Annotated in this window: 15 protein-coding genes; 9 read left to right on the forward strand and 6 right to left on the reverse strand. The window is 57.8% G+C overall.

Annotated elements, in window-relative coordinates; all coding sequences use genetic code 11:
- Entirely contained in the window at positions 1-2,043 is a 2,043-nt protein-coding gene (gene prlC / locus MOQ06_RS16890) for an oligopeptidase A (RefSeq protein WP_176609255.1), read from the reverse strand.
- Positions 2,044-2,220: 177 nt separating this feature from the next.
- On the opposite strand from prlC, the gene MOQ06_RS16895 reads away from it, so the two are divergent.
- The 3 genes from MOQ06_RS16895 (at position 2,221) to MOQ06_RS16905 (ending at position 6,321) form a co-directional block, all read left to right on the forward strand.
- On the forward strand, positions 2,221-3,063 hold the full coding sequence (locus MOQ06_RS16895) for a 23S rRNA (adenine(2030)-N(6))-methyltransferase RlmJ (RefSeq protein ID WP_148420510.1): 843 nt from the start codon (positions 2,221-2,223) through the stop codon (positions 3,061-3,063).
- A 71-nt stretch (positions 3,064-3,134) separates the two neighbouring features.
- The gene (gene gorA / locus MOQ06_RS16900; protein WP_148420509.1) at positions 3,135-4,487 is read left to right on the forward strand and encodes a glutathione-disulfide reductase; all 1,353 of its coding nucleotides are present in this window, start codon (positions 3,135-3,137) and stop codon (positions 4,485-4,487) included.
- A gap of 184 nt (positions 4,488-4,671) precedes the next feature.
- Positions 4,672-6,321 (forward strand): alpha,alpha-trehalase, encoded by a 1,650-nt coding sequence (locus tag MOQ06_RS16905; protein ID WP_176611161.1) that lies wholly within the window; start codon positions 4,672-4,674, stop codon positions 6,319-6,321.
- Between the two features lie 65 nt (positions 6,322-6,386).
- Here MOQ06_RS16905 and MOQ06_RS16910 read toward each other — a convergent pair whose 3' ends face one another.
- On the reverse strand, positions 6,387-7,973 hold the full coding sequence (locus MOQ06_RS16910) for an STY4199 family HEPN domain-containing protein (protein WP_242174064.1): 1,587 nt from the start codon (positions 7,971-7,973) through the stop codon (positions 6,387-6,389).
- 146 nt (positions 7,974-8,119) lie between these two features.
- Here MOQ06_RS16910 and MOQ06_RS16915 point away from each other — a divergent pair, with 146 nt between their 5' ends.
- Both MOQ06_RS16915 and MOQ06_RS16920 read left to right on the forward strand, forming a co-directional pair.
- Entirely contained in the window at positions 8,120-8,659 is a 540-nt protein-coding gene (locus tag MOQ06_RS16915) for a GNAT family protein (RefSeq protein WP_242174067.1), read from the forward strand.
- A 71-nt stretch (positions 8,660-8,730) separates the two neighbouring features.
- Positions 8,731-9,069 (forward strand): lysozyme, encoded by a 339-nt coding sequence (locus MOQ06_RS16920; RefSeq protein WP_193354553.1) that lies wholly within the window; start codon positions 8,731-8,733, stop codon positions 9,067-9,069.
- Here MOQ06_RS16920 and MOQ06_RS16925 read toward each other — a convergent pair.
- Both MOQ06_RS16925 and MOQ06_RS16930 read right to left on the reverse strand, forming a co-directional pair.
- The gene (locus MOQ06_RS16925; RefSeq protein WP_148420505.1) at positions 9,048-9,650 is read right to left on the reverse strand and encodes a response regulator transcription factor; all 603 of its coding nucleotides are present in this window, start codon (positions 9,648-9,650) and stop codon (positions 9,048-9,050) included. The two genes, MOQ06_RS16920 and MOQ06_RS16925, sit on opposite strands and share 22 nt — an antisense overlap.
- Before the next feature lie 175 nt (positions 9,651-9,825).
- A complete protein-coding gene (locus MOQ06_RS16930) occupies positions 9,826-10,584 on the reverse strand; it encodes an SDR family oxidoreductase (RefSeq protein WP_242174068.1) in 759 nt (252 codons plus the stop codon).
- Positions 10,585-10,703: 119 nt separating this feature from the next.
- On the opposite strand from MOQ06_RS16930, the gene MOQ06_RS16935 reads away from it, so the two are divergent.
- The 3 genes from MOQ06_RS16935 (at position 10,704) to MOQ06_RS16945 (ending at position 14,262) form a co-directional block, all read left to right on the forward strand.
- Positions 10,704-11,603: a LysR family transcriptional regulator gene (locus tag MOQ06_RS16935; RefSeq protein ID WP_148420503.1), complete on the forward strand. Its 900-nt coding sequence runs from the start codon at positions 10,704-10,706 to the stop codon at positions 11,601-11,603.
- Between the two features lie 50 nt (positions 11,604-11,653).
- A complete protein-coding gene (yhjD, locus tag MOQ06_RS16940; protein WP_148420502.1) occupies positions 11,654-12,679 on the forward strand; it encodes an inner membrane protein YhjD in 1,026 nt (341 codons plus the stop codon).
- 260 nt (positions 12,680-12,939) lie between these two features.
- Positions 12,940-14,262: an MFS transporter gene (locus MOQ06_RS16945; RefSeq protein ID WP_242174071.1), complete on the forward strand. Its 1,323-nt coding sequence runs from the start codon at positions 12,940-12,942 to the stop codon at positions 14,260-14,262.
- A gap of 60 nt (positions 14,263-14,322) precedes the next feature.
- On the opposite strand, the gene MOQ06_RS16950 is transcribed toward MOQ06_RS16945, so the two are convergent.
- Together MOQ06_RS16950 and pdeH are read right to left on the reverse strand one after the other, a co-directional pair.
- The gene (locus MOQ06_RS16950; RefSeq protein ID WP_193354557.1) at positions 14,323-16,365 is read right to left on the reverse strand and encodes an AsmA family protein; all 2,043 of its coding nucleotides are present in this window, start codon (positions 16,363-16,365) and stop codon (positions 14,323-14,325) included.
- A 65-nt stretch (positions 16,366-16,430) separates the two neighbouring features.
- Positions 16,431-17,204: a cyclic-guanylate-specific phosphodiesterase gene (gene pdeH / locus MOQ06_RS16955; RefSeq protein ID WP_148420499.1), complete on the reverse strand. Its 774-nt coding sequence runs from the start codon at positions 17,202-17,204 to the stop codon at positions 16,431-16,433.
- A gap of 231 nt (positions 17,205-17,435) precedes the next feature.
- On the opposite strand from pdeH, the gene MOQ06_RS16960 reads away from it, so the two are divergent.
- Positions 17,436-18,365, forward strand: coding sequence for a sugar kinase (locus MOQ06_RS16960; protein ID WP_242174073.1), 930 nt, complete (start codon positions 17,436-17,438; stop codon positions 18,363-18,365).
- The last annotated feature ends 15 nt before the right edge of the window (positions 18,366-18,380 follow it).

Genomic DNA, 18,380 nt, shown 5'->3' on the forward strand with positions numbered 1-18,380 from the left:
TCAGCCTTTGATCCCGTAATGCTCCAGCATCGCATCCAGCTGCGGCTCGCGGCCACGGAAGCGTTTGAACAGCTCCATCGGCTCTTCTGAACCACCGCGGGTCAGAATGTTGTCGAGGAACGACTGCCCGGTTTCGCGGTTGAAGATCCCCTCCTCTTCGAAGCGAGAGAAGGCATCTGCCGCCAGCACGTCGGCCCACAGGTAGCTGTAGTAGCCCGCCGCGTAGCCGCCTGCAAAGATATGGCTGAACGCGTGCGGGAAGCGTCCCCAGGCAGGCCCTGGAATAACCGCGACCTGCTTTTTAATCTCGGCCAGGGTCTCGAGGATTTTTGCACCCTGCTCCGGGCTGAACTCGGCGTGCAGGCGGAAGTCGAACAGGCCGAACTCCAGCTGGCGCAGGATAAACATCGCCGCCTGGTAGTTTTTCGCCGCCAGCATTTTATCCAGCAGCGCTTTCGGCAGCGGTTCGCCGGTCTCGTAGTGGCCGGAAATAAACGCCAGCGCGTCCGGCTCCCAGCACCAGTTTTCCATAAACTGGCTTGGCAGCTCGACCGCATCCCACGGCACGCCGCTGATACCGGCGACGCCTGCGGTTTCGATGCGGGTCAGCATGTGGTGCAAACCGTGACCAAACTCGTGGAACAGGGTGATCACTTCATCGTGGGTGAACAGCGCCGGCTTGCCGCTGACCGGACGGTTGAAGTTACAGGTCAGGTAGGCGACCGGTTTTTGCAGGGTTCCGTCCGCTTTACGCATCTGGCCCACGCAGTCGTCCATCCACGCCCCGCCGCGCTTGTTCTCACGCGCGTAGAGATCGAGGTAGAAGCTGCCGCGCAGCTCGTTTTTCTCGTCATACAGCTCGAAGAAACGCACGTCCGGATGCCAGACGTCGATATCGGTACGCTCTTTGGCGGTGATGCCGTAGATGCGTTTTACCACTTCGAACAGGCCGTTTACGGCTTTGTTTTCCGGGAAGTACGGGCGCAGCTGCTCGTCGCTGATGCTGTAGAGGTGCTGCTTCTGCTTTTCGCTGTAGTACGCGATATCCCACGGCTGAAGTTCATCCACGCCAAACTCCGCTTTGGCGAAGGCGCGCAGCTGAGCCAGTTCTTTTTCACCCTGCGGACGGGCGCGTTTCGCCAGATCGGTGAGGAAGTCGAGCACCTGCTGCGGGTTCTCGGCCATTTTGGTGGCGAGAGATTTATCCGCGTAGCTGTCGAAGCCCAGCAGCTGTGCCAGCTCGTGACGCAGGGCGAGGATTTCCGCCATCACCGGGCTGTTGTCCCATTTGCCCGCGTTCGGCCCCTGATCGGAGGCGCGGGTGCTGTAGGCGCGGTACATCTCTTCACGCAGCGCCTGGTTGTCGCAGTAGGTCATCACCGGCAGGTAGCTCGGGATATCCAGCGTTAACAGGAAGCCCTCCTGCTCTTTCGCTTCCGCCTGGGCTTTCGCCGCCGCCAGCGCGCTTTCCGGCATACCCGCCAGCTCGGCTTCGTCGGTAATCAGCTTCGTCCAGCCCATGGTGGCGTCGAGGACGTTGTTACTGTACTGGTTGCCAAGCTCGGACAGGCGCGCCGCGATTTCGCCGTAGCGAACCTGCTTCTCTTTTGGCAGGCCAATCCCGGACAGTTCGAAATCGCGCAGGGCGTTATCGACCGATTTTTTCTGCGCGGTGTTGAGCCCTGCATAGTGGTCGCCGTCGCGCAGGTCGCGGTAGGCTTTGTACAGCCCTTCGTGCTGGCCGACCCAGGTGCTGTACTCGGAGAGCAGTGGCAGGGTCTGTTCGTAGGCTTCACGCAGCTCCGGGCTGTTTTTCACCGAGTTTAGGTGGCTCACCGGGGAGAAAATGCGCCCCAGCACGTCGTCCACTTCGGCCAGCGGCTGACACAGATTTTCCCAGGTGTACGGCGCGCCCTGCGCGACCACGTTTTCTACCGCCGCGCGGCAGTTTTCCAGCGACTGCGTAACGGCTGGAACCACATGCTCGGGGAGGATTTTAGAAAACGGTGGCAACGAAAAAGGCGTCAGTAATGGATTGGTCATAAACGCTGTCCTGTTGAAATAGGTGAATGTAGCGCGCATCCGGCGCTGTGCATATGGTTCAGTAATGGGGTTAAGTGTAGAGGATTTCAATAGCCGCGCTTACCGCGCCTGCGGGTAATCTGAACCGTTCTGCTGTAAACTGTGGCAAATCGTCATTTCAGCGGAATTTCATTACCCATGCTTAGTTATCGCCACAGCTTCCACGCTGGCAACCACGCCGACGTTCTCAAACATACCGTTCAGAGCCTCATTATCGAATCGCTTAAAGAGAAGGATAAACCGTTTCTCTATCTGGACACCCACGCGGGCGCGGGCCGTTATCAGCTGAGCGGTGAGCATGCCGAGCGTACCGGTGAATATCTCGAAGGGATTGCCCGTATCTGGCAGCAGGACGATCTGCCTGCCGAACTGGAGCCGTACATAGGCGTGGTGAATCATTTCAACCGCAACGGCCAGCTGCGCTATTACCCTGGCTCTCCGCTGATTGCCCGCCAGCTGCTGCGCGAGCAGGACAGCCTCCAGCTGACCGAGCTGCACCCGAGCGACTTTCCGCTGCTGCGCTCTGAGTTTCAGAAAGATAACCGCGCCCGCGTGGATAAAGGCGATGGCTACCAGCAGCTGAAAGCCAAACTGCCGCCGGTTTCCCGCCGCGGCCTGGTGCTAATCGACCCGCCGTACGAAATCAAAACCGACTATCAGGCGGTGGTAACCGGCATCAATGAAGGCTACAAGCGCTTTGCGACCGGGACGTACGCCCTGTGGTATCCGGTGGTGCTGCGCGCGCAGATCAAGCGCATGATTAAAGACCTTGAAGCCACCGGCATCCGTAAAATCCTGCAAATTGAGCTGGCGGTACGCCCGGACAGCGACCAGCGCGGCATGACCGCTTCCGGCATGATCGTTATCAACCCGCCGTGGAAGCTGGAAGCGCAAATGAACAACGTGCTGCCGTGGCTGCACAAAACGCTGGTGCCTGCCGGAACGGGGCACGCCACGGTCAGCTGGATCGTGCCGGAGTAATCGCAGCCATCGGTGGAAACTATTGATTTCAGGTATACAATCGCGGCAATTCACGATTAAGGACAAAAGCTATGACTAAGCATTATGACTACATCGCAATCGGCGGCGGCAGCGGCGGCATCGCCTCCATCAACCGTGCGGCCATGTACGGCCAGAAGTGTGCGCTGATTGAAGCCAAAGCGCTGGGCGGCACCTGCGTGAACGTGGGTTGTGTACCGAAGAAAGTGATGTGGCATGCCGCGCAAATCCGTGAAGCTATTCATATGTATGGCCCGGACTACGGCTTTGACACCACCATCAATCATTTCGACTGGGACAAGCTGATCGCCAGCCGTACCGCCTACATCGACCGCATTCACACCTCGTACGATAACGTGCTGGGCAAAAATAACGTCGACGTGATCCGCGGCTTCGCCCGCTTCGTGGACGCGAAAACGATCGAAGTGAACGGCGAGACGATCACCGCCGATCACATCCTGATCGCCACCGGCGGCCGTCCGAGCCACCCGAACATTCCGGGCGCGGAATACGGTATCGACTCCGACGGTTTCTTCGAGCTGCCAGCCCTGCCAGAGCGCGTTGCCATCGTGGGCGCAGGCTACATCGCGGTTGAGCTGGCCGGCGTGATTAACGGCCTGGGTGCGGAAGCGCACCTGTTCGTGCGTAAGCACGCGCCGCTGCGCAGCTTCGATCCGCTGATCGTCGAGACCCTGGTCGAGGTAATGAACGCTGAAGGCCCAACCCTGCACACCAACGCCGTGCCAAAAGCGGTAGTGAAAAATGCAGACGGCAGCCTGACGCTTGAGCTGGAGGATGGCCGCAGCCAGACCGTCGACTGCCTGATCTGGGCGATTGGTCGTGAACCGGCAACCGACAACTTCAACCTGGCCGCGACGGGCGTGAAAACCAATGAAAAAGGTTATATCGTCGTCGATAAGTTCCAGAACACCAGCGTACCGGGCATTTACGCCGTTGGCGATAACACCGGTGCGGTAGAACTGACCCCGGTAGCCGTTGCGGCGGGCCGTCGTCTCTCCGAGCGCCTGTTCAACAACAAGCCGGACGAGCATCTGGACTACAGCAATATCCCGACCGTGGTGTTCAGCCATCCGCCAATCGGCACCGTCGGCTTAACCGAGCCGCAGGCCCGCGAGCAGTACGGCGACGACCAGGTGAAAGTGTATAAATCGGCGTTCACGGCGATGTATACCGCCGTCACCTCGCACCGTCAGCCGTGCCGCATGAAGCTGGTTTGCGTCGGGCCTGACGAGAAGATTGTCGGCATCCACGGCATTGGCTTCGGCATGGACGAGATCCTGCAAGGCTTCGCGGTGGCGCTGAAGATGGGCGCAACGAAGAAAGACTTCGATAACACCGTGGCGATCCACCCGACGGCGGCGGAAGAGTTTGTGACCATGCGTTAAGCCTGATGCCCCTCCCCGGAGGGGCATTTTTCATTAACATTCATAAATCGTTGCAAAACGAATGCTCCGAAAATAGTGATCTACCGCACATATCCCCCCACATCTACCGAAGCGAATGTCTACGCTTATAGGACGCCCGGAAAAACCAGTCTTTGAGAACACACAACCGGAGGTCTTTATCACCATGTTCAACCAGAAACTACAGACTGCCGAGGAGATCGAGTTCGAGATTGCAGAGGAGCTGCGCTACGAAACCGATCCTTGCGAGTTAAAACTGGATGAGATGATCGAGGCGGAGCCGGAACCGGAAATGATTGAAGGGCTGCCGGCGTCCGATGCCCTGACGCCCGCAGACCGCTACCTTGAACTGTTTGAACACGTGCAGTCGTCGCGGCTGTTTGCGGACAGCAAAACCTTCCCCGACTGTGCGCCCAAAATGGATCCGCTGGATATTTTGATTCGCTACCGCAAGGTGCGTCGCCATCGCGATTTCGACCTGGCGCGCTTCGTGGAGAATCACTTCTGGCTGCCGGAGGATTACAGCAAAGAGTATATTTCTGACCCCGGTCTGTCCCTGAAGGAACACATTGATAATCTGTGGCCGGTGCTGACGCGCGAGCCGCAGGACCATATTCCCTGGTCGTCGCTGCTGGCGCTGCCGCAGGCCTATATCGTCCCCGGCGGGCGATTCAGCGAGACTTACTACTGGGATTCCTACTTCTCCATGCTGGGGCTGGCGGAAAGCGGCCGCAACGATCTGCTGAAGTGCATGGCCGATAACTTCGCCTGGCTTATCGAGCGCTACGGCCATATCCCTAACGGTAACCGTACCTACTACCTCAGCCGCTCTCAGCCGCCGGTCTTTGCCCTGATGGTAGAGCTGTTTGAAGAGGACGGCGTGCGCGGCGCGAAGCGCTACCTTGAGCATCTTAAAATGGAGTACGCCTTCTGGATGGACGGGGCGGAATCGCTGCTGCTTAACCAGGCCTACCGCAGCGCGGTGCGCATGCCGGACGGTTCCCTGCTCAACCGCTACTGGGACGACCGCGATACCCCGCGCGACGAGTCCTGGATTGAGGACGTTGAAACCGCCCGCCACTCCGGCCGTCCGCCGAATGAGGTGTACCGCGACCTGCGCGCCGGGGCAGCCTCCGGGTGGGACTATTCGTCCCGCTGGCTGCGCGATCCGGCGCGGCTGGCCAGCATCCGCACGACGCAGTTTATCCCCATCGATTTGAACGCCTTCCTGTTCAAGCTGGAGAGCGCTATCGCCAACATTTCGGCGTCGAAGGGGGATAAAGAGACCGCCGACCTGTTCCGCCAGAAGGCCAGCGATCGCCGCGCGGCGGTGAACCGCTACCTGTGGGATGACGAGAACGGCTGTTATCGCGATTATGACTGGCGACGCGAAGCCCAGGCGCTGTTCTCCGCGGCCAGCATCGTGCCGCTGTACGTGGGCATGGCGACGCACGAGCAGGCGGAGCGGCTGTCCGACGCCGTGAAATCACGCCTGCTTACGCCGGGCGGCATTCTCGCCACCGAATATGAAACCGGCGAGCAGTGGGATAAGCCTAACGGCTGGGCGCCGCTGCAGTGGATGGCAATTCAGGGGTTCAAGCAGTACGGCAACGACTCGCTGGGTGATGAGATCGCCTGGAGCTGGCTGCATACGGTGAACCATTACTATAAAACCCATCACAAGCTGATCGAGAAGTACCACATCGCCAGCAGCACGCCGCGCGAGGGCGGCGGGGGTGAGTATCCGTTACAGGATGGCTTCGGCTGGACGAATGGCGTGGTGCGCAGGCTGATTGGGCTGTATGGAGAGCCTTGACCTTATCCCCTCACCCTAACCCTTTCCCACTGAGGGGAGAGGGCCGGGGTGAGGGGGAGAAATCATCAGCGAATCACCTCATAAATGGCGGTCTGGATGGACTGCCATTTTTTCGTGCCTGCATCCGGCTGCGTCTTCGCGCGGCGCGCGGCCATCTCTGCGTCATGCTGCTGGCGCTTCACCACCGCGGGTACGGTACAGAACGCTTTCAGGTATTGCTTGCGCATAGACGTCAGCGATTCACCGTTCGCCATCGCGTGGCTAAGCGTATTGATAAAGCGACGGCAGGGCTTTTGCTCTGACATTTGCAGGCGGTAGCGCAGCATCAGCTCCAGCACGTCGTCATAGCCTGCCGACAGCGCCTCTTCGGTCCATGAAACTTTCCAGTCCATCCCGCCCTGCAGGAACAGAAGCGCCACGCGGGTATCATTGCGGCTGATGGCTGAGCGGAAGTTGTTTTCATCCCAGGTTACGCCCATACGCGTCAGCGTTTCGCGCGAGGAAGGGGTTTCCCGCATCTCCTGCACCGGCGCGGGTGGCGCCGTGCTGGCAACGGCCGGCTGTGGATTACTGCCGGTCACCAGCCAGACGCCCCCCACGATAATCGCGATAGCCATCACCCCCACGGCGCCCCACAGCGCGCCGGAAATCAGCTGTTCGCGCTGCTCAGGCGTGCGCGGGGCGCGCTGGGTCGGTTTTTCGATGCTGTCGCGCACTTCAAAGAGATCGCCGCCGGTGGTGCGGTCCATCTTCTGCGCCTTTTCCCAGAACGCGTGCAGCTCACCGTCATCCACCGCCATCAGCGCCGCCGGGTTAACGCGCGTCCGCCCTTCCTCAAACGCGCGCTGAACGGGGCGAGCGATCTGCGCGTAATAGCTGTCGAGCAGCTGAATTTGCGCCCTGCTCAACGGCTGCTGAACGGTAATGCTGTTGCGGATTTGACGGATATCTTCGAGGAAGGTTTGCAGGGTTTTACGCGGCTCCACCAGCAGCGTCAACATGTCAGGCGCGTTAAACAGCGACGAGTAGTAGCGGCTGAACTCCTTTTTATCCACCAGCATCTGGGCCAGCTCGCTGAACAGCATCCCGCTCAGAACGTCGTTAATCTCGCCGTTTTTCAGCCAGCGACGCACGCGATCGGCGTTAAACAGGGTCTTAAGATGATTATTTAGCCGCACCGGATCGGGCCACGCCTGCTGAATCAGCCCTTTGATCGTCAGCTCAATGGCCCGCACCTGTTTCTGCGCCTGGCGCTGGCTCTCGCTCTCCGGCACCGTTCCGGTATCGTACGTCAGGAGGGGCTGTTGCAGACGCAGATATTCAAGCGCCGTCACGAAGCGCATCGCCGCAATCAGCTGGTTTTCGCTAACGTCCTGCCCGCTTTCATACTGGGGTACGCGCTGCTGAAGCAAGCGCAGCTGGAGCGTAAATGCCGTCATTTCCGCATCATTGAGGTTCAGCTTTCTGGCAACGGCTCCCCAGCCGCCCAGCCCCAGGCGGGCGCTGTCCAGCTGTTCCAGAAACCAGCGTGGATCTTTTCCTTCGGAAACCTGTACATTCAGCAGAAGTAAGATTTCAACAGATGCCTGACGGATCGCCGCCAGACAGTGTTCAAACTGCTCGCGGGTATGATGCGATGAGCTAACCATCATTGTTTTCCTTGAGAGACAACGAATACTGCTAAAGTGGCGCTAAAGGCCGTTTTTCTTTTTATTTATACGAGGTTAAACATACCTGACTTTCTGTTGAAATAAAGTGACAACCCTTTAATCGTGTGAAATCTCTCAGGAGAATCTTAATGCCTGTTTTTACCACCGCGCGCCTCACCTGCTCGCCCCTGCAAGAGCAGGACTGGCCCTTTTTTCTGGCGCTTCAGCAAAATGCCGAGGTAATGCGTTTTGTCGCGGAGGATCGCAGCGAGGAAGACGTTCGGGAAGCCTTTGAGGCGCGCCTGACGCCCTGGACGCCGGGCTGCTTACGCTGGCTGTGCCTTGTCGTGCGCGATACGGCCAGCCAGACGCCGCTGGGCGTTACCGGCTACGTTCACCGGGAAGCGGATTGTGCCGAAGTCGGCTTTCTCTTTGCGCCCGCGGCCCAGGGAAAAGGTTACGGCTATGAATCTCTTAAGGCTCTGTGCGATTTCGCGTTTACGTCGGGCAAAATTCGTCGCCTCACCGCGACCGTGACGGCGGGAAATATCGCCTCAAGGCGGCTGCTGGAAAAAACGGGCTTTCTGCTGGAAGGCGAACTTCGCGAGAGTTATTTCCTTTCGGGGCAATGGCATAACGACTGGCTATTCGGTTTGTTAAAAAAGGAATATCCGTTAAATAAAGCCTGATCAACGGCCATTTGGCGGATATATCCCGGTCTGCTTTTCCTCTATAGTCGCGCCATTAAGAGGAAACGCGTATGACAGGTTATGCACTGCAAATATCTTCTGCGGCAATCGCATTAATAAAGAAACAGCAGGGTCTTTCCCTGGAAAAATATCGTGATGAAAACGGGATGTGGGTTATTGGCTACGGTCACGTGATACGCCAGTGGGAAAAGTTTAACGGCCCCATCACTCCGGCAGAGGCGGAGTATTTGCTTCTCGACGATATCCAGCTTTGTGAAACGCTGCTGCGGGAAACGATTGGACGCCCTTTACCCCAACAGCAGCATGATGCTCTGGTATTAACGCTCTTCAGCTTTGGGAACGAATCCCTTGTGCCAGAGACGATCCTTCAGGCCGTCGCCCGGGTGTAGTACATCGCGGCCTGCGTCCGGTTCTTGACATCAAGGCGGCGGAAAAGCGTTTCCAGATGCGCTTTTACCGTTGCCGCGCTGATGTTGAGGTTACGGCCAATCTCCTTATTTGACTCCCCGGCAGCCAGCAGCTTCAGCACCTCACGCTGGCGCTCGCTTAACGACGCCAGCTCATCCTGCGATGGCTGTTGCTCAAGCCACTCGCCGGGAAAGCAAACCATTCCTCGCGATACGGAATCCAGCACCGCGGAAAAGCGTTCAGGATTCGCATGGCGGGGAACGATCGCCACCACGTTGCGCTGAAGCATCTGCTCAACCCAGCGCGGCTCTTTTTTCGCTAGTACCAGCACGATACGCGCCGCTGGAAAGCGATCCACGATCGCTTCCAGTAAAGTCACGCCAGTATCGCGAATTAAATATCCGTCAATCATCACGATAGCGGAGGGGGACGCCGATAAAAGCGTCCATAATTCATCAGCCTGACGGGTCCCTGTCATATCTATTTCCGGAATTAATTTTTGCAGACTGCACATCGCTCCATGAATAAATATTGACTGCCTGTCAAACATGATTACTCGCATCGTTTTACTCCCTCTGAGAATAGCGAAGGGGGATTCTACAGAGGCGTTATTTAAGAAAAAACTCAATGAATGGAGCGGTTACAAAACCCCCGGCTATCTTTATATCTTCCAGCATTTAGACACACCCGGATTAAGGATTTCCTTAAAAGGGTTCCCTCCCCCTTAAGAGTGAACGTTACAGGAACATACCGCCTGAAACTTCAATACGTTGCGCATTCATCCAGCCCAGCTTATCGCTGAGCAGGGCCGCAATGGCGTCACCAATATCATCGGGCAGGCCCACGCGCCCCAGCGCGGTTTGCGAGGCCAGCAGCTGGTTAAGCCCGGCGTCATCCCGCACGCGGCCGCCGCCGAAGTCGGTTTCAATGGCGCCCGGCGCGATAATATTGACCGAAATGCCACGCGCTCCCAGCTCCTTCGCCTGATAGCGGGTCAGCACCTCCATCGCCCCCTTCATTGCCGCATAGGTGCCTGAGCCCGGCTGAGTGAAACGGGCCAGCCCGCTGGAGACGTTCAGGATCCGCCCGCCGTCTTTTATTAACGGCAGCAGCCGCTGCGTCAGGAAAAACGGCCCTTTGAAATGGACGTTCACTGCGTTATCAAACTGCGCTTCCGTCGTCTCGGTATAGGGGGCGTATAAGCCCGTACCTGCGTTGTTCACTAAATAGTCGAAGGTGTCGCGTTGCCACACGCGCTTAAGGGTGTCCTGAACCTGTTGAGCAAAACGCTCAAAGCCTGCAGTATCGCCGACGTTAAGCTTTAATGCAGCCGCCTTAACGCCTTTTCGCTCGATTTCCTGCACAACGTCCTGCGCCTCCTGCTGGCTGTTGTTCCACGTCAGGATGATGCCGGTCCCTTCCGCGGCCAGCTTCAAAACGGCATTTTTACCCAATCCGCGGCTGCCGCCCGTCACTAATGCAATGCGTTCAGTCATGATTCACCTCGTTTCGGTTGTGATGGAGATTGAGAATGAGCTTATTAGATGGTAGAAAATCAATAAATACTGCCGCTAACGCTTCACTGTTTCATTCATAACAACAATGACTAACATCTATGGATAAAATTCACGCAATGCAGCTTTTCCTCCGCGTCGCGGAACTGGAGAGTTTTTCCCGCGCGGCGGAAACGTTAAGCCTGCCGAAAGGGAGCGTATCGCGGCAGATCCAGGCGCTGGAGAACGCGCTCGGCACCCGGCTTCTGCACCGCACCACCCGCCGCGTCAGCCTGACGCAGGACGGCATGGTCTATTACGAACGTGCTAAAGATCTGCTGATGAACCTGGACGAACTGGACGGCATGTTCCTGCACGACCCCTCCACCATCAGCGGACGGCTGCGTGTGGATATGCCCGTTGCCATTGCGCGAAATGTAGTCATCCCTAAGCTGCCTGCATTTTTACAGCAGTACCCCGGTATTGAGCTGGAGCTGAGCAGCAGCGATCGTCTGGTGGACGTCATCCGCGAAGGGTTTGACTGCGTGGTTCGCGTAGGCACGTTAAAGGATTCCGGGCTTATCGCCCGACCGCTCGGTAAGCTCTCCGCGATCAACTGCGCCAGCCCGGATTATCTGACGCGTTTTGGCTATCCGGAAACGCTGGAAGATTTAGCCTCACATGCCATCATTCACTACTCCACTACGCTGGGCACGCGCCCGCAGGGGTTTGAGTATTACATCGGCAGCGAGACCCGGTGGGTGAAAACGGGAGGCGTACTGACGGTCAACAGTACGGAGACCTACCAGGCCGCCTGTATCGCAGGGCTGGGCATTATTCAGGTGCCGCGCGTCGGGGTACGTGATGCGCTGCGCACGAAAAAACTCGTTGAGATCCTGCCGCAATACCGGGCTGAACCGATGCCCGTCTCCCTCATTTATCCCCACCGCCGTAACCTCTCCCGACGGGTGCATGTGTTTATGGAGTGGCTTACCGAACTCACAAAAGCTTACGTAGACTAGACGCAAGCTATAATTCAGTAACATCCAGCTCAACGAAAAGGAAAATGCGCGTGACGCCGGAAAATAACCCGCAACGACCGACTCAACATTTAGATTATGAACCCATCCAAAAGATGGATAACGAGCCTGAAGCGCCGAAAGAGCCCGGAACGGCCAGCAAAGCGCTGGGCACCGTGACCGGCATAGCTGAAAAAATTCAGCAGATACCTGCTATTGCGCACCTGATACGCGCCGCGGAGCGCTTCAACGACCGCATGGGAAACCAGTTCGGTGCGGCGATCACCTACTTCTCTTTCCTGTCGATGATTCCCATCCTGATGGTGTCGTTTGCCGCCGCCGGTTTTGTGCTGGCCTCTCACCCGACGCTGCTGCAGGACATCTTCAATAAGATCCTGGCCAACGTCAGCGACCAGACGCTCGCCACGACGCTCAAAAGCACCATCAACACCGCCGTTCAGCAGCGTACCACCGTGGGTATCGTCGGTTTGCTGATTGCCCTCTACTCCGGGGTTAACTGGATGGGCAACCTGCGTGAGGCCATTCGCGCCCAGTCGCGTGACGTCTGGGAGCGAACGCCGCAGGATCAGGAGAAGATATGGGTGAAGTATTTGCGCGACTTTATCTCGCTGATTGGTCTGCTGGTGGCGCTGGTCATTACGCTCTCCATCACCTCGGTCGCCGGTTCCGCGCAGCAGATGATTATCTCCGCGCTCTACCTGGACTACATTGAGTGGCTGAAGCCGGCCTGGCGCGGCATTGGGCTGGCCATCTCCATCTTTGCTAACTATCTGCTGTTCTTCTGGATCTTCTGGCGCTTGCCGCGCCATCGTCCGCGCAAAAAGGCGCTGATCCGCGGGACGCTGATTGCCGCCATTGGCTTTGAGGCGATCAAAATCGTGATGACCTATACGCTGCCGTCGCTGGTGAAGTCCCCCTCCGGTGCGGCTTTTGGTTCGGTGCTGGGGCTGATGGCCTTCTTCTATTTCTTCGCCCGCCTGACGCTGTTCTGCGCCGCGTGGATCGCCACGGCCGAGTATAAAGATGACCCGCGCATGCCGGGAAAAACCCATCACTGATCTGCTTCCGGGCTGATATTTCAGCCCGATTCATCATTTCAGCATATAAATCCAGACCGTAACTTTTATTTAACTCAAAACCAGTTTTAATGACTGATATTTAAAAAGTGTGAAGCATTTCATGGAAGTGTTTTGGCTGGTCTGAAAATTATCCGCTTTTTGTTGCTTTTGTAACCATCCTGCGCCTTTGTTACAGATTGAAATGTCGCTTTTGCTGTGCCTAATATGGCCCTTCGTTCGTCCAAAAATAAGAAAATATTATGCAAGCAACAGCCACCACACTTAACGAAGGGGCGGAAAACGTTCCGGTCAATTCGCGCAATAAAGTCGTCGTCGCATCGCTGATTGGCACCGCCATTGAGTTCTTCGACTTTTACATTTATGCCACCGCTGCGGTTATTGTCTTTCCGCATATTTTCTTTCCACAGGGCGACCCGACGGCCGCTACGCTACAGTCTTTAGCCACCTTTGCTATCGCCTTCGTTGCGCGTCCGATTGGTTCAGCGGTCTTTGGCCACTTTGGGGATCGCGTCGGGCGTAAGGTGACGCTGGTTGCCTCGCTGCTGACCATGGGGATCTCCACGGTCGCCATCGGCCTGCTGCCGACCTATGAAACCATCGGCATTCTGGCGCCGGTGCTGCTGGCGCTGGCGCGCTTTGGTCAGGGTCTGGGCCTGGGCGGTGAATGGGGCGGCGCGGCGCTGCTGGCCACCGAGAACGCCCCGGCGCGCAAGCGTGCCCTGTACGGCTCATTCCCACAGCTGGGCGCACCGATTGGCTTCTTCTTCGCTAACGGCACGTTCCTGCTGCTCTCCTGGCTGCTGACGGATGAACAGTTCATGAGCTGGGGCTGGCGTATTCCGTTCGTCTTCTCTGCTGTCCTTGTTCTGATTGGCCTGTACGTGCGCGTATCGCTGCACGAGACGCCGGTCTTTGCAAAAGTTGCCGCGGCGAAAAAGCAGGTCAAGGTCCCGCTGGGTACGCTGCTGACCAAACACGTCCGCGTGACCGTGCTGGGCACGTTTATCATGCTCGCGACCTACACGCTGTTCTACATCATGACCGTTTACTCCATGACCTACAGTACCGCCGCGGCGCCGGTTGGGCTGGGCCTGCCGCGTAACGAGGTGCTGTGGATGCTGATGATGGCGGTCATCGGGTTTGGCGTGATGGTGCCCATCGCGGGCCTGCTGGCGGATAAGTTTGGCCGTCGTTCGAGCATGATCGTCATCACCACGCTGATTATCCTGTTCGCGCTGTTTGTCTTCCCGCCGCTGCTGGGTTCAGGTAGCCCTGCGCTGGTGATGGCATATCTGCTGATTGGCCTGAGCCTGATGGGGCTGACCTTCGGCCCGATGGGTGCGCTGCTCCCGGAGCTGTTCCCGACCGAAGTGCGTTATACCGGCGCGTCGTTCTCGTATAACGTTTCGTCAATACTGGGCGCCTCTGTGGCACCGTATATCGCCACCTGGCTCCAGGCGAACTATGGCCTGTTCTATGTGGGTGTCTATCTGGCAGCCATGGCAGCGCTGACGCTGATTGCGCTGCTGCTGACGCACGAAACGAAGCATCAGGCGCTGTAATTCACTGCGGCCTGATGCCCTCACCCCGGCCCTCTCCCACAGAGAGAGGGCGAAACGGGTCTACTTCTTCATCTGAGACAAAATCGTCCGACACTGATTCGCTTCGCCTTCTGACGGTGAAATCAGCGCCAGCAGCGCCGCCGCTGGCGTCACCAGCGTGGCGAGCGCTGCGGCAACCGCGCCCCGGGCAATCAGCGGCCCGGCCTTCACGCCCGCCTGCGGATCGCTGAAGCTTCCGCGCACGTACAGCGGCGAGCGCAGGGTGATAATGCGAATGCCCTTGCTTTCAGGATCGATGGTTAAATCCAGTTGCTCGGACGCCATGCTGGCCGTGCCGGTGACGTTTATGACCGCATTTTCCGTGTCGAAGGCGAATATCTGCGGACGCGCCACGCCGTTTACCAGATCCACGTTTGCCGCCGCACAGTTGACCCGCACCTCGTCGTCACCGAAGATTTGCCCGACGATAAAGTTCCCGACGTTAAGCCCCAGGATCTCCATCAGGTTACGGCTCACCAGCCCGTCGTTCATAAGCAGCTTCAGGTTGCCATTGCCGTTACCCAGCAGCGCCGCCACGGAGTTACCCGTACCGCGAATGTCCGCGTCGCCGTTCATCTCGCCGAGGGTTTTCTGCATCAGCTCCACGTCCGGCATCAGCTCCTTCAGCTTCAGACGACGCGCCTGGATCTCCGCCCGTCCCTGCATCGGCTTTTTATCGCCCTCCAGGTGGATGTTCGATGAGATGGTGCCGCCCGCCATGCCAAACTTCAGCGGCTGCAGGCGCAGGTCGGCGTTTTTCAGGATGATATGGGTCGAGAGGTTGCTCAGCGGCAGCGTGCTGCCGTGCTCAATTTTACGCCCCTTGAAGCGCACGTCCGCATCCATCACGTCCCACTTGTCGGTTTCGAAGCGGTCATTCGGCAGCACTTTACCCGCGGGCTGTACGTCCTTTTTGACCTCTTTTGACCGGGTCCCTTTACCCGAATCCACGCCAATCAGCGGGCCAAGGTCGGCCAGACGCAGCTGACGGGATTCAACGTCACCTTCCAGCTTTGGTCGCGGTTTTCCGGTGGTATAGGTCAGCGTGCCGTGAATATCACTGTCGCCAATGCGTCCGTTAAAATCCCGATAGTCAAAGACGGACGATTTTTCGGTGTCGATTTTGGCAACCAGATGCCCGTCCGTTTCAAACGGCGGGGTGTCCGGCAGCAGTACGCCGGTAAGTTCATACAGTTCACCCAGCGAGTCACCGGCAAACTTGAGCTGGAGATCGACGCCCCCCATGTTCATCGGGTCGTTTACCGTGCCCACGAACGCCACGCGGGTATTACCGGAGCGGAAGTCGGCCTGCACCGGGAACGGCGTGCCCTCGCTCCGAAGCGCCAGCATGCCGCCAATTTTGCCCTTACCGGTCAGCGGCTGGCCGTTGTAACGCCCTTTCGCCGTCAGGCCGAAAACGTAATCCCCCGCTTTGCCGCTATCGCCTTTAGCTTTGCTGCCCGTCACCTCGCTGAACGGCAGCGGTTTACCCAGCGGATCGACGAGGATCTCCACGTCAGCCTTGCTCACCTTGTCATCAATGGCGATCCGCCCCCGATCGAACAGGATATTGTCGAGGCGGAAAGACCACGAAGATGGCTGCGCGTTCGGATCTTTATCGCCGCTGCTGGCGAGATCGAACGTCCAGTTGTTATTTTTCTCTGAAAGGCGAATCAGCCGCGCGTCGGGCTGCTGGAGTTTGATCCACGGCAGATAGACCGTTTTGGTTAACAGCGCCAGCGGCGCCAGCGTAGCTTCCACGCGCGGCAGGTGGATCATGGTGACTTCAGGGATATCCGGCGGGTTGCCAAGAATAATGTCGTCGGCGTGAACGTGCGGCCAGGGCACCCAGCTTCGCCAGCCGGTTTCCTCTTTCTGGCGCTCCCACACGACGCCCAAATCGCCACGTATTGCAAAGGGGCGGTTCAGCTCGGTTGAGACTTTCTGGTTGATGGTCGGTTTGAGACGGTTCCAGTCAAACGTGGCGATAATGATGATTGCGACCACAATCAGCAACAAGAAAATCCCTGCGGTCCAGGAAATCACCCTGGTTGTTTTTGTCATTGTTGTCCCCTTTCCTGATGAACTTGCCTCTAAAACTATAGTTCAGACAAAGGGAAGCGGGCAGATCAGAGCGTGGTTATTACCTTTTCCAGGGTATCCATAGGCATCGGGCGAGAGAGGAAATAGCCCTGGGCCGCCGCCGCCGGAGAATTTTGCACGTCGCGCCACTCTTCCAGCGTTTCAACGCCTTCCACAATGACGCCCTGGCAATAGCGGTTCATCAGCTGCAGGAGCAGCGTAAACAGGTTTCGTCCCTCCGGCGTCTGGCGCAGCATAATGAACAGATCGCGGGCCACTTTGATGTAGTCATAACGCACTTCGCTCAGGGCCGAGAAGTTCGCCATACCGGTACCGAAGTCATCCAGCCACAGCGGGCCAAATTCACACATTGAGGCAAACGAGGAGTCCTGCGGCAGGCGAACATGCTCCACCAGCTCGAACCGCATCCACGGCAGGGTGGCAATCAGGGCCTGCAACGCCGCGTTCTGACGTAACGCCATCAGGGTTGGGCCATCCACGTTCACCGATGCCAGAATACCGTGCTGCTCAAAGAAGGCCCGCTTCGTCGCCAGCATTCTCAGCTGCTCTTCCAGCACGTCGATGCGCTGACGCACGGCTACCTCCGCAAAATAGCGGTCCGGCGCGATTCGCTGTGACGGATTCGAGGGGTGCGTGACGACCGTTAATACCTCAATCGCCATTAACCGACCGTCGGTACGGTAGATGGGCTGATAGGTATACGCTCGCTCACATTGCAGCCAGTAGCGATGCTCCTGCAAGTTCTCAATACTTGCCTCAGGCGTAGTGCTCAGCCGCTGGATAACCTGCTCTGACTTCATTTCGGATGTCCTGTTGTGTGGGGATAGCCTTTCTGGACTCGTCACTGAGTTATCGGCCCACCAGGTGAGAACTTTATGTTCAATTCACCGGGAAAATGAAATTAAGATGACAGAAATGTACCGGAACACGCGCTGGCTCAAAAAAAATAATGGAACGTCGTTTTAATATGGTTGACCGTAAAAAACACACAGCGCACACTACCTTTAATTACTCTGTTCAGGTTCACGACTATGTCTAAAAAAATTGCCGTGATTGGCGAATGCATGATTGAGCTGTCCCAGAAAGGCGCGGAAGTCAGCCGCGGTTTTGGTGGCGATACATTGAACACCTCCGTTTATATTGCCCGTCAGGTTGCTCCCGACGCGCTAAGCGTGAACTACGTTACCGCGCTGGGAACGGACAGCTTCAGCCAGCAGATGCTGGAAGCCTGGCAGGGTGAAAACGTTAATACCTCGCTGATCCAGCGCATGGAAAACCGTCTGCCGGGCCTGTACTACATCGAAACCGACAGCACCGGCGAGCGGACCTTCTACTACTGGCGCAACGAGGCGGCCGCCAAATTCTGGCTGGAAAGCGATGCCGCCGCGGCGATTTGCGAAGAACTGGCCACCTTTGACTACCTCTATCTGAGCGGGATCAGCCTCGCGATCCTGAGCAAGGAGAGCCGTGAGAAGCTGCTGTCACTGCTGCGCGAATGTCGCGCCAATGGCGGTAAGGTGATTTTCGACAACAACTACCGTCCGCGCCTGTGGGCCAGCCGCGAAGAGACGCAGCAGGTCTACCAGCAGATGCTGGAATGCACCGATATCGCCTTCCTGACGCTGGACGACGAAGACGCGCTGTGGGGCGAAAAACCGGTTGATGAGGTGATTGCCCGGACGCAGGCCGCCGGGGTCAGCGAAGTGGTGATCAAGCGCGGAGCAGACTCTTGCCTCGTGGCGGTTGCGGGTGAAGCCGTGACAGAGGTCCCGGCGGTGAAGCTGGCGAAAGAGAAGGTGATAGATACCACCGCGGCGGGAGATTCTTTCAGCGCGGGCTACCTGGCGGTACGTCTGACGGGCGGAACGCCGGAAGCGGCGGCGCAGCGTGGCCATTTAACGGCCAGCACGGTGATTCAGTATCGCGGAGCGATTATTCCACGCGAGGCGATGCCTGCTTAAGCACTCCCTAACCCT

This window comes from Enterobacter sp. I4 (genome assembly GCF_022669095.1).
GTDB classification, from domain to species: domain Bacteria; phylum Pseudomonadota; class Gammaproteobacteria; order Enterobacterales; family Enterobacteriaceae; genus Enterobacter; species Enterobacter pasteurii.

Bases quoted from the DNA above. Each gene is read 5' to 3' on its own strand.
- MOQ06_RS16935 (WP_148420503.1), top strand. From the start codon at position 10,704: ATGGATAAAATTCACGCAATGCAGCTTTTCCTCCGCGTCGCGGAACTG.
- pdeH (WP_148420499.1), bottom strand. From the start codon at position 17,204: ATGAAGTCAGAGCAGGTTATCCAGCGGCTGAGCACTACGCCTGAGGCA.
- MOQ06_RS16930 (WP_242174068.1), bottom strand. From the start codon at position 10,584: ATGACTGAACGCATTGCATTAGTGACGGGCGGCAGCCGCGGATTGGGT.
- MOQ06_RS16895 (WP_148420510.1), top strand. From the start codon at position 2,221: ATGCTTAGTTATCGCCACAGCTTCCACGCTGGCAACCACGCCGACGTT.
- MOQ06_RS16960 (WP_242174073.1), top strand. From the start codon at position 17,436: ATGTCTAAAAAAATTGCCGTGATTGGCGAATGCATGATTGAGCTGTCC.
- MOQ06_RS16950 (WP_193354557.1), bottom strand. From the start codon at position 16,365: ATGACAAAAACAACCAGGGTGATTTCCTGGACCGCAGGGATTTTCTTG.
- prlC (WP_176609255.1), bottom strand. From the start codon at position 2,043: ATGACCAATCCATTACTGACGCCTTTTTCGTTGCCACCGTTTTCTAAA.
- gorA (WP_148420509.1), top strand. From the start codon at position 3,135: ATGACTAAGCATTATGACTACATCGCAATCGGCGGCGGCAGCGGCGGC.
- MOQ06_RS16905 (WP_176611161.1), top strand. From the start codon at position 4,672: ATGTTCAACCAGAAACTACAGACTGCCGAGGAGATCGAGTTCGAGATT.
- MOQ06_RS16920 (WP_193354553.1), top strand. From the start codon at position 8,731: ATGACAGGTTATGCACTGCAAATATCTTCTGCGGCAATCGCATTAATA.
- MOQ06_RS16915 (WP_242174067.1), top strand. From the start codon at position 8,120: ATGCCTGTTTTTACCACCGCGCGCCTCACCTGCTCGCCCCTGCAAGAG.
- MOQ06_RS16910 (WP_242174064.1), bottom strand. From the start codon at position 7,973: ATGATGGTTAGCTCATCGCATCATACCCGCGAGCAGTTTGAACACTGT.
- MOQ06_RS16945 (WP_242174071.1), top strand. From the start codon at position 12,940: ATGCAAGCAACAGCCACCACACTTAACGAAGGGGCGGAAAACGTTCCG.
- MOQ06_RS16925 (WP_148420505.1), bottom strand. From the start codon at position 9,650: ATGCGAGTAATCATGTTTGACAGGCAGTCAATATTTATTCATGGAGCG.